11 protein-coding genes are annotated in these 9,449 nt (G+C 52.4%); all 11 read left to right on the top strand.

What is annotated here, in order from left to right; genetic code table 11:
- The first annotated feature begins 103 nt into the window (after nt 1-103).
- The gene (locus A4E54_RS05360) at nt 104-853 is read left to right on the top strand and encodes a M23 family metallopeptidase (RefSeq protein WP_240082244.1); all 750 of its coding nucleotides are present in this window, start codon (nt 104-106) and stop codon (nt 851-853) included.
- A gap of 145 nt (nt 854-998) precedes the next feature.
- Nucleotides 999-1,199: a zinc metalloprotease gene (locus tag A4E54_RS15735; protein ID WP_353681813.1), complete on the top strand. Its 201-nt coding sequence runs from the start codon at nt 999-1,001 to the stop codon at nt 1,197-1,199.
- The gene (locus A4E54_RS05355; RefSeq protein ID WP_353681812.1) at nt 1,189-1,857 is read left to right on the top strand and encodes a site-2 protease family protein; all 669 of its coding nucleotides are present in this window, start codon (nt 1,189-1,191) and stop codon (nt 1,855-1,857) included. The genes A4E54_RS15735 and A4E54_RS05355 overlap by 11 nt, the downstream gene beginning before the upstream one ends.
- A 199-nt stretch (nt 1,858-2,056) precedes the next feature.
- Nucleotides 2,057-3,931, top strand: coding sequence for a TIGR03960 family B12-binding radical SAM protein (locus tag A4E54_RS05350; protein ID WP_240082246.1), 1,875 nt, complete (start codon nt 2,057-2,059; stop codon nt 3,929-3,931).
- A complete protein-coding gene (locus A4E54_RS05345; RefSeq protein WP_240082247.1) occupies nt 3,900-4,601 on the top strand; it encodes a TIGR03936 family radical SAM-associated protein in 702 nt (233 codons plus the stop codon). The genes A4E54_RS05350 and A4E54_RS05345 overlap by 32 nt, the downstream gene beginning before the upstream one ends.
- A gap of 34 nt (nt 4,602-4,635) precedes the next feature.
- Nucleotides 4,636-6,327, top strand: a complete 1,692-nt coding sequence (locus tag A4E54_RS05340) for an Rne/Rng family ribonuclease (RefSeq protein ID WP_240082248.1) — start codon at nt 4,636-4,638, stop codon at nt 6,325-6,327.
- Between the two features lie 43 nt (nt 6,328-6,370).
- Nucleotides 6,371-6,784: a secondary thiamine-phosphate synthase enzyme YjbQ gene (locus A4E54_RS05335; RefSeq protein WP_240082249.1), complete on the top strand. Its 414-nt coding sequence runs from the start codon at nt 6,371-6,373 to the stop codon at nt 6,782-6,784.
- Nucleotides 6,785-6,943: 159 nt separating this feature from the next.
- On the top strand, nt 6,944-7,255 hold the full coding sequence (rplU, locus tag A4E54_RS05330; RefSeq protein ID WP_240082250.1) for a 50S ribosomal protein L21: 312 nt from the start codon (nt 6,944-6,946) through the stop codon (nt 7,253-7,255).
- A gap of 43 nt (nt 7,256-7,298) precedes the next feature.
- Entirely contained in the window at nt 7,299-7,571 is a 273-nt protein-coding gene (gene rpmA / locus A4E54_RS05325) for a 50S ribosomal protein L27 (protein ID WP_282442280.1), read from the top strand.
- Nucleotides 7,572-7,645: 74 nt separating this feature from the next.
- Nucleotides 7,646-8,221: a Spo0B domain-containing protein gene (locus A4E54_RS05320; protein WP_240082251.1), complete on the top strand. Its 576-nt coding sequence runs from the start codon at nt 7,646-7,648 to the stop codon at nt 8,219-8,221.
- Nucleotides 8,222-8,244: 23 nt separating this feature from the next.
- Nucleotides 8,245-9,449: GTPase ObgE (gene obgE / locus A4E54_RS05315; protein WP_286724855.1), on the top strand; the 1,205-nt coding region annotated here is incomplete at its 3' end.

The raw sequence follows: 9,449 nt of genomic DNA, 5'->3' as shown, positions 1-9,449 counted from the left end.
CACTATCAAAGTGGTACGGGATTTTTTTTGACCAGTCATATTTCCTGATAAAGGAAAATATGCTTTACAGACAAGCTTACGATAAGTCAGGGGGGTGGCACTTTTGAAAGGGATTGATTTCAAGACGGGTGGATTATTGAAAAAAGACGACGACTGGATTTCAAGTTACCAGCAGCCTCACTGGAGGAAGCCGGGACGCGGTGGGGGCAGCAGGTATAATCTTTACCGGGCCGCTGTCGCTCTCCTGGTCTTCATGGTATTTTGGGCCGTCAAGGAGACCCACAGCCCCTGGGGCATAGAAGTGAAAGAAACTTTGAGAAATGTGCTGACTTCTGAGTGGAACTATCAGCCTGCGCTGGAAAAAGTAGTTCAGTACGGTTTACAGGTTGCAAACACGGACTGGCCTTTTTGGGGCGCCGTCCAGCCTGTTGCCACAAAACCTCAACAGGATGAAGTCAGTGTGATGTTGCCGGTGCCGGTTTCCGGCAAGGTGGTCCGGGGGTATGGTATGAATGTTGACCCGATTGACGGTATGGAGCGTTTCCATTGCGGGATTGATATTGCCGCGCCCGTCGGCAGCGCGGTTAGAGCGGTGCAGGACGGCAAGGTGAAACGCACAGGTGACAGCGCGGCGGTAGGAAAGTATGTATTGCTGGAGCATGACCAGGGCAGTTTTACCCTTTACGGTGAGCTTGCCAGGGTTGCTGTTAACGAAGGACAGCAGGTGCAGGCCGGCCAGACTGTTGGAGAAATAGGAACGGAAGGCGACATCCCCGGCGGGGGCCTGCACTTTGAAATGCGGGAAAACAACAAGTTGATAGATCCTCTGACCAGGTTGCAACCTTTGAATTAAGAGTAAAGCTTAGTTTTCTAAAGAGTGCAAGGAGTCAGGAGTCAGAGGACAGGAGCGAAAAAGAGAGCATGGTTTATGTCTTTAAAAATACTGACTTCTGACTCTGAATTCTGACTCCTGACTAATGAACAGGGTGGTGTCGCTTTTGAAGATTGGCCGTATTTCCGGGGTGGAAATTCATTTGAACAATTATTTTCTGGCCCTGCTCGGGCTGTTTTTTGTGGCCGGTGTGCTCGGAAAGGGGCTGATTGCTTTTGCCGTGGTGTTTTTCCATGAGTTGGCGCATGTAGTCGCCGCCCGCCGTCTGGGTGTGCAGGTTTGGCGGTGTCAGCCGCATGGGCGGTGATATCGTTTTTGACCCCGCCAAAGAAGTATGTGTCGCTGTTGCCGGACCGGCCGCCAATCTTTTTTTGACTGGCCTGGGGATGGTGTTAAATAATCACAGCCTGTGGGATAAAGACCTGGGGCTGTTTTTTCTTCATTGCAATCTGATGGTGGCCGCTTTCAACCTGCTTCCGGCCCTGCCCCTGGACGGCGGCAGGGTTTTCCGCGCCTACCTGGCCAGAAGGACCGGTTTGAGGAAGGCTACTTACCTGGCAGCCTGGTGGGGGCAGTTCTGGGGTGTTGTGATTACAGCCGGTGGATTAATTGGTCTGGTAATGCGTGTGTCGGGTCTGGATATCATTATCACGGGACTGTTTCTTCTTTATGCCGCCACACGGGAAAAGAGCCTGGCGCCTTACCATTTTATCCGGCACCTCGTTCAGAAAAAAAATGAGCTGGCGGCGGCAGGCGTGCTGCCCGGGGAACCGCTCGTTGCTCTTGATACGGTACGGTTGGGACATTTGATCCAGGCGTTCCTGCCGCAGCGGTTCCACCTGGTGCTGCTGCTTGGCCACGACTGGCAATATAAAGGTGTGGTCAGTGAGGTTCAGATAATTGACGCATTGCTGGCGAAGGGGGTGGATCTTCCTGTCGGCAAGTTGTTAGATCCACATGTTTGAAGTCATCTCTGCACGTTTTTAATCATCAGGAGCACATGTGGGGTGATTATTTATAGAAAGGGTTTCCATATTGATTGTAGAATAATACTCCAAGAGAATATTTGCCCGGCGGCTTTTGGTTATACTAGTGGTAAAGGTTTTGCCGGATGTTTGCAGTTGCGCTTGCCGCCGGAAGTATTAATGGGGGACACAATATCATATGGATTTACTCGAGCAAATTCTGCCGCTGGTGCAAAAGCCCGCCCGCTATACCGGGGGTGAGTGGAATATCGTCCGGAAGGACTGGGCTAAAGCTGACATAAAGGTGGCATTCGCCTTTCCTGATGTTTACGAGGTGGGCATGTCCCACCTGGGCTTGCAGATTCTTTATCATGTTGTTAACAGCCGGTCTGACGCCCTGATGGAAAGAGTATTCGCGCCGTGGCCTGATATGGAAGAAAAAATGCGGGAGCACGGCCTGCCCCTTTTTGCCCTGGAATCTTACCGGCCGGTCCGTGATTTTGACGTTATTGCCTTTACTCTGCAATATGAAATGTGTTATTCCAATGTTTTGAATATGCTTGATCTGGCCGGCATTCCTTTAAGATCCAACTTGCGCGGTGAGAAACACCCGCTGGTTATCGCCGGCGGCCCTTGCGCTTTTAACCCTGAGCCGCTGGCTGATTTTATCGACCTGTTTGTTATTGGGGAAGGCGAAGAAGCGATTGAAGATTTTTTGGATTCTTACCGGGAAGCAAAAAGCCGGAACCTGGCCAGAAAGGATTTTTTGACGGAGGCCGCGCGGGTGCCGGGAGTTTACGTGCCTTCGTTATACCGGGTTGAGTACCGGGCAGACGGCGAAATCAGCAAAGTGGAACCGGTGCTGGAAGGAGTGCCGGAAGTTGTTGAAAAAAGGGTGGTCCGGGACCTGGACAAGGTTTCTTTTCCGACCCGGCCGGTGGTGCCTTCCACCCAGATAGTGCATGACCGGATCATGATCGAGGTGCTGCGGGGCTGCACCAGGGGGTGCCGTTTCTGTCAGGCCGGCATGATTTACCGGCCGGTGCGGGAGAAAAAGCCGGCTACGGTGCTGCGGCAGGCCGCTGAACTCGTCCGGCAAACCGGTTATGACGAGATTTCTCTGACATCCCTCAGCACCAGTGATTATACCCCGGTGCGCAGCGTGATTGCCGCGCTTATTAAAGAGCATGCCGGCCGCGGTGTGGGCGTTTCCCTTCCCTCGCTGAGGGTTGATAATTTTTCCATGGAACTGGCGAAAGAGGTTCAGAAAGTACGGCGGTCCAGCATCACCTTGGCGCCGGAAGCCGGCACCCAGCGTCTGCGTGATGTGATTAACAAAGGGGTTACTGAGGAAGATCTGATGGCCGCCACTGAAGTGGCGTTCCGGGAAGGCTGGCAGGCGGTCAAACTCTATTTTATGATCGGCCTGCCCACAGAAACAAACGAGGACCTGGACGGGATCATCCGCCTGGCCCGGGAGGTGCTGGCCGGGGGCAGAAAAGCCGGCGCGCGCCGCGGCCGGTTGCGGGTGACTGTCAGCGTTTCTTCCTTCGTGCCCAAAGCGCATACTCCCTTTCAATGGGAGCCGCAGCTTCCGCTGGCAGTCCTTAAAGAAAGACAAGCTTACCTGGCCGCCGGGCTGCGCGAGCGGGGGCTGGTCTTCAACTATCACGATACTGCCGTGAGCTTTATGGAAGCGGTATTCGCCAGGGGTGACCGGCGGCTGGGCGCGGTGCTGGAAAACGCTTTTCATTTGGGCTGTAAATTTGACGGCTGGTCGGAAAATTTTTATTTTGAAAAGTGGCTGGAAGCCTTCCGGCAGGCGGGGCTCGAACCCGGCTGGTACGCTTACCGGCGTTATGAATATAACAGTGTACTGCCCTGGGAGCATATCGGGGCCGGTTTGTCAAAACAATATCTGATGCTGGAACATCAGCGGGCTCTGGCCGGTGAAACCACGGACGACTGCCGGACAGGCGCTTGTTCCGGCTGCGGCTTGTGCCCCGGCCTGGAAGTTGAACCGGATTACGCGGGGGGTGAGGGTGACGCCCAGTTACCGGATGCAGTACAGTAAGAAAGGGCCGGCCAGGTATATCTCCCATCTTGATTTGCTGCGGTCCTTTGAGCGGGCCGGCCGCCGGGCCGGGCTGCCCCTGGCCTTCAGTCAGGGTTTTAATCCTCACCCGAAAATTTCCTTTGCCGCTCCGCTGGGTGTCGGCACGGCAGGGGAGGCGGAATACGCCGACATTGAACTAACCGCTGACTTGCCGGCGGGGGAAGTGTTCCGGGCCCTTTCCGGCGTTCTGCCAGAGGGGCTCCGGCTGCTTGAAGTCCGTTCAATTCCGGACCAGTCTACCTCTTTAATGGCGGCTGTTGACTGCGCCACCTACCGCGCTTTGGCGAATTTGAGCCGGCCCTTTGGCCGCAAGGAACTGGACAGCGTCATTTCTTCTTTCATGGCCCGGCCGGAGATATGGGCGGAGCGAAAGCTCAAAACAGGAGGAAAGAAGAAACAGAATATCCGCCCGGGGATTTTTACGCTGTCAGGCAAGTCTGAAAATGATATAATTATCTTGGAAGCGGAATTGAAAGCAGGAAGCAACGGCAATGTCCGGTTTGAGGAAGTGTTGGAAGCCTTAATGGAAACCGTGGACTTGCCTTTAAAAAGCGGATTTGTATTAAGCAGGACCGGTGTGTTTACAAGATTTGGGGAAGAGAAAAAAGCATTATGGCAAGATTATTAATAAGCTAATGGTGTAAATAAAGAGAGGATAGGTTATGTTTAAAGAAATAGTGGTCAACGTTGGGGAAGAAGAAAACAGGGTTGCTGTTTTAGAAGACAAAGTACCTGTGGAAATATATATTGAGCGGTCGGTCAACCAGCGCCTTGTAGGCAATATTTTCAAGGGGCGGGTGGAGAATGTGCTGCCGGGGATGCAGGCGGCCTTTGTCAATATCGGCCTGGAGAAGAACGCTTTTTTATATATTGAAGACGCGCTGCCGGCCAGGTCTGCGGAAGGATCCGGCCAGACGGGTTCGGCTTTGGGATTGAACATTTGTGACATTTTAAAACAAGGCCAGGAAATGGTTGTGCAGATTGTCAAGGAGCCGATTGGTACCAAAGGGCCGCGGGTTACCACACACATCACCCTGCCCGGCCGTTTTCTGGTATTAATGCCTACGGTGGATTACATCGGCATTTCCCGCCGGATTGATTCGGAAAAAGAACGGGATCGTTTGAAAGATCTAGCCTCGAAGGTTAAGCCGGCGGGAATGGGGGTAATTGTCCGGACGGTGGCGGAAGGAGTGGAGGAAGAAGAGTTCCGCCAGGATATCAATATGTTAACCAAACTGTGGCGGAAAATTCTCAGCAGGGCGGCCCACGGGCCGGTGCCCAATCTGGTGCACCGTGATTTGGTGCTGGTCCAGCGTATATTAAGAGATGTTTTTACAGAGGATGTCGACCGTCTGACGCTGGATTCCCGTTACGAGTATGAAAAGGTTCTCGACCTGCTGGACATTACCGGACCCCATTTAAAAATGAAGGTTTTCTTGGAAGAGCGGGAAAATATATTTACCGAATATGGAATTGAACAGGAGATAGAGAAGGCGCTAAAGCGAAAAGTCTGGCTAAAATGCGGCGGGTACCTGGTTATCGACCAGGCAGAGGCATTGACCGCCGTGGATGTGAACACAGGCAAGTATGTCGGCACCACCAACCTGGAAGATACCGTACTCAGAACCAACCTGGAGGCGGCCAGGGAAATCGCCAGACAGCTTCGCTTGCGAAACATCGGCGGGATAATAATAGTTGACTTTATTGACATGATTAAAGAAGAGCACCGTCAAGAAGTGCTGCATGTATTGGAAGAAGAAATCAAGAAAGACAAGACCAAAACAAATATTTTGGGGATTACTCAACTTGGCCTGGTCGAGATGACTCGCAAAAAAGTCCGCCCCAGCCTGTCGGAAGTGCTGCAAAAGCCCTGCCCTTATTGTGACGGCAGGGGGAAGGTGCTCTCGGAGGAAACCCTGGGTATCAACTTTAAGAGCCAGATTTATCATGTGGCCCGTCAAACTTCGGCAGACACCATCCTGGTGGAAGCGAACCCCCTTGTCGCGGCAAGATTGATTGGCAGCGGGGGAGTCAGTCTGCGGGATTTGGAAGGCAAGACAAACAAGAGTCTATACATCCGCGGTTCCGCCATGCACCATATCGAATCGATCACCATTAAGCCAATCAACGACAACGATGATATTCAGGAGCATTCTCTTCCAGTCAAGACGGGAGAAGTTCTGGAAGTCAGGGTTGAAGAACCTCACGTTTCCAATTTGAATGACGGTATTGCCCGCGTCAACGGATTTATCCTGAACATCGAAGGGGCCGGAGTGATGGTGGGCGAAACTATCCCGGTGGAAGTGGGCAAGGTTTTCCGTACTTATGCCAAGGCCCGCCCGGTCAGAATTTAACCGGCCCGGGGAGCAATCATTTTGCCGTAGAGGAGGTTCGTAAATGAAATCAAGTACAGAATATCTTACCTTTAATACCCGAAAACACCGCGAATACATAAATATTACCGGTCCGGTGGAAGATGTGGTGAAAAAAAGCGGCGTCAAAGAAGGCCTGGTTTTAGTTTCAGCCATGCATATCACAGCCGGGGTGTGGGTTAACGACGACGAGCCCGGCATATTGTCGGATATTGACGAATGGCTGGAAAAACTGGCTCCTTTTAGAGAAGATTACCGCCACCACCGCACCGGGGAAACCAACGGGGACAGCCATCTTAAAAATCTGCTGGTGGGCTGTCAGGTAACCTTGCCCGTGACTAACGGCAAATTGGACCTTGGCCCCTGGCAGCAAGTTTTCTATGCTGAATTCGACGGCCGGCGAAACAAGAGACTGGTTATAAAAGTTATTGGTGAATAAAGTGCGGCGGTCTTGACAAATTTGCTTGATGTGTTAAAATCTTATATCGTAGGTGTTTTTACCTGCGCTTATACCGCTCGGAATAGGTCGCGTTTGTTTAAGAACGGAGGAACTCTCCTACCTGATTCCGGCGAGTCCTGATATTACGGGGTGATAGTATTGTATGCAATCATTGAAACAGGCGGCAAGCAGTACCGCGTTCAAGAAGGCGAAACTCTCTATATTGAGAGGTTGCCTGCCGTTGCCGGTGAAACGGTGGAAATCAGCAAAGTATTGGCAGTGGTTAAGGACGGCGAATTAGTAGTGGGCGCGCCGTTTGTGCAGGACGCCAAAGTGTTTTTTAAGGTGGTCAGGCACGGCAGGGGCAAGAAAATAATCGTTTATAAGTACAAGGCTAAGAAAAATTACCGCCGCAAGCAGGGGCACAGGCAGGCGTTTACCCAGGTTACCGTGGAAAAAATTGAGGCTTAGTTTAAAATAGTCTAACGGAAATTAGGTACTGGAGGTGATTGTTTTGGCACACAAGAAAGGTGTGGGAAGTTCACGCAACGGCCGCGATTCTCAACCGAAAATGCTCGGTGTGAAGAGGGCTGACGGCCAGTTCGTTTTAGCAGGAAATATTCTGGTCCGCCAGCGCGGCACCAAGATCCACCCGGGTCGCAATGTTGGCAAGGGTGGGGACGATACCCTGTTTGCCACGGTTGACGGTATAGTCAGCTTTGAGCGGAAGGGCAGGGACAAAAAGATCGTCAGTGTGAACCCGCCAGAGGCAGTAGTGGTTGGATAAGAAGTGCAGCGGTCCCGGAGGGGACCGCTTATTAATTATTACGGGCTGCAGCAGATGCAGAAGGAGGGATGTGTTTGAATTTATTGAACTACTTAGAAATTATTCAGGTGCAAAGGCATGATTTTTTGAACCACCTGCAAGTTATTTCCGGTTTGCTGCAGTTAAACAAAGTTGACAGGGCGCGGGAGTATATTAGCCAAGTTGGTTTGGAGATTGCCCATGCGAGCAAAACTAGCAGGGTTAAAATACCGGAGGTTTCTTTAGCTTTGCTTTACTGCTTGAATGAAGCGGCGAAATATCAAGTGGAAGTCGAGTTAACTGTTAACTCGGATTTAACCGGCTGCGGAGTGCCGGGTCAGGTGATTGGACAGGCTATCGAGCAGTTGGTGGATTGCACGCTTGAAACAATTTTTTCGCCGGAAGTCACCGGGAAACGCCTTGAGATTATTTTGAATGAGAATGATAAAAAATATGATTGCCGGCTGCTATTCCCGGAACCTCCTCAGACAGATTTGCGCCGGTTTGAAAACAGGCTCGCCAGTGTTGGAGAACTCCTGAGCCCGCACGGCGGCCGGGTCAACATGGCGATTGCCAACAGCGGCATAGAAATTTTTTTGATTTTTCCCCGTAAAGACGCAATTAATGGTTAAACTACCGGTCAGGTGAATCTAAGATGTTTTACGATAAAGCAAAAATTTTTGTCAAGGGCGGCGACGGCGGAAATGGCTGTGTCGCCATGCGCAGGGAAAAATACGTTCCGGAAGGCGGCCCCTGGGGCGGCGACGGCGGACGGGGCGGGGATGTTGTTATGCGCGCCGACGAGGGGCTGCGCACACTGGTTGACTTTCGTTATAAGCGTCATTACAAGTCCGGGCGCGGCCGTCATGGTGAGGGCAAAAACAAGCATGGCGGATCAGGTGATGACCTGACTATTCGTGTGCCGGTGGGGACAGTGATCAGAGACGCGGAAACCGGTGAACTAATCGCTGATCTGACTGGTAACGGCCAGGAGGTAGTGGCGGCCCGGGGCGGGCGGGGCGGCAGGGGAAACGTGCATTTTGCCAACCCCCATAACAAAGCGCCCAAATTGGCTGAAAAGGGTGAACCCGGAGAAGAGCGCTGGCTTGAACTGGAGCTCAAACTGCTGGCTGATGTCGGCCTGGTGGGATTCCCCAACGCGGGCAAATCAACTGTAATATCCCGGGTGTCCGCGGCCAAGCCCAAAATTGCCGATTATCCATTTACGACGATAACGCCGAATCTTGGCATGGTGCGTCTGGAAGACGGACGCAGTTTCGTAGTGGCCGACATACCGGGTTTAATTGAAGGCGCCCATGCGGGTACCGGTCTGGGCCACGATTTTTTGCGGCATGTGGAGCGCACCCGCCTGCTGGTGCATGTTCTTGACACCGCGGGCAGCGAAGGACGTGACCCGGTGGATGACCTGCGGGTGACCAACCGGGAACTGACTTTGTACAATCCCGCCATCGGTAAAAAGCCGCAAGTCGTCGCCGCGAACAAGATGGATTTAAGCGGAGCGGCGGAAAACCTCTCCAGAATTAAAGATATTTATCAAGACCAGTATGATATTTTCCCAATCTCGGCTGTTACCGGGAGCGGCCTTGACGCCCTGATTTACAGAGTAGCCGATTTGCTGGAGGAACTTCCCCTGGAAGCGCAGCCTGCCGTTGAACCGCAATATAATGTCACGCACGTTGCGCAGCCGCGATTTACGGTCGAACGTGAGGATAATTGTTTTATCGTCGGAGGTAGAGAAGTCCGGCGTCACGTTGCCATGACCGATTTGAACAACGAGGAGTCAGTTGAGCGCCTGCAGCGAATTATGCAGCGCATGGGTATTGACGACGCTCTAAAGGA

The organism is Pelotomaculum sp. PtaB.Bin117 (assembly GCF_002067195.1).
Taxonomy (GTDB): Bacteria; Bacillota; Desulfotomaculia; order Desulfotomaculales; family Pelotomaculaceae; genus Pelotomaculum_D; species Pelotomaculum_D terephthalicicum.
The sequence above is the reverse complement of the archived record's forward strand: the minus strand, read 5'-3'. Positions and strand labels throughout refer to the sequence as shown.

Bases quoted from the DNA above. Each gene is read 5' to 3' on its own strand.
- A4E54_RS05355 (WP_353681812.1), top strand. From the start codon at position 1,189: ATGGGCGGTGATATCGTTTTTGACCCCGCCAAAGAAGTATGTGTCGCT.
- A4E54_RS05335 (WP_240082249.1), top strand. From the start codon at position 6,371: ATGAAATCAAGTACAGAATATCTTACCTTTAATACCCGAAAACACCGC.
- A4E54_RS05340 (WP_240082248.1), top strand. From the start codon at position 4,636: ATGTTTAAAGAAATAGTGGTCAACGTTGGGGAAGAAGAAAACAGGGTT.
- A4E54_RS05350 (WP_240082246.1), top strand. From the start codon at position 2,057: ATGGATTTACTCGAGCAAATTCTGCCGCTGGTGCAAAAGCCCGCCCGC.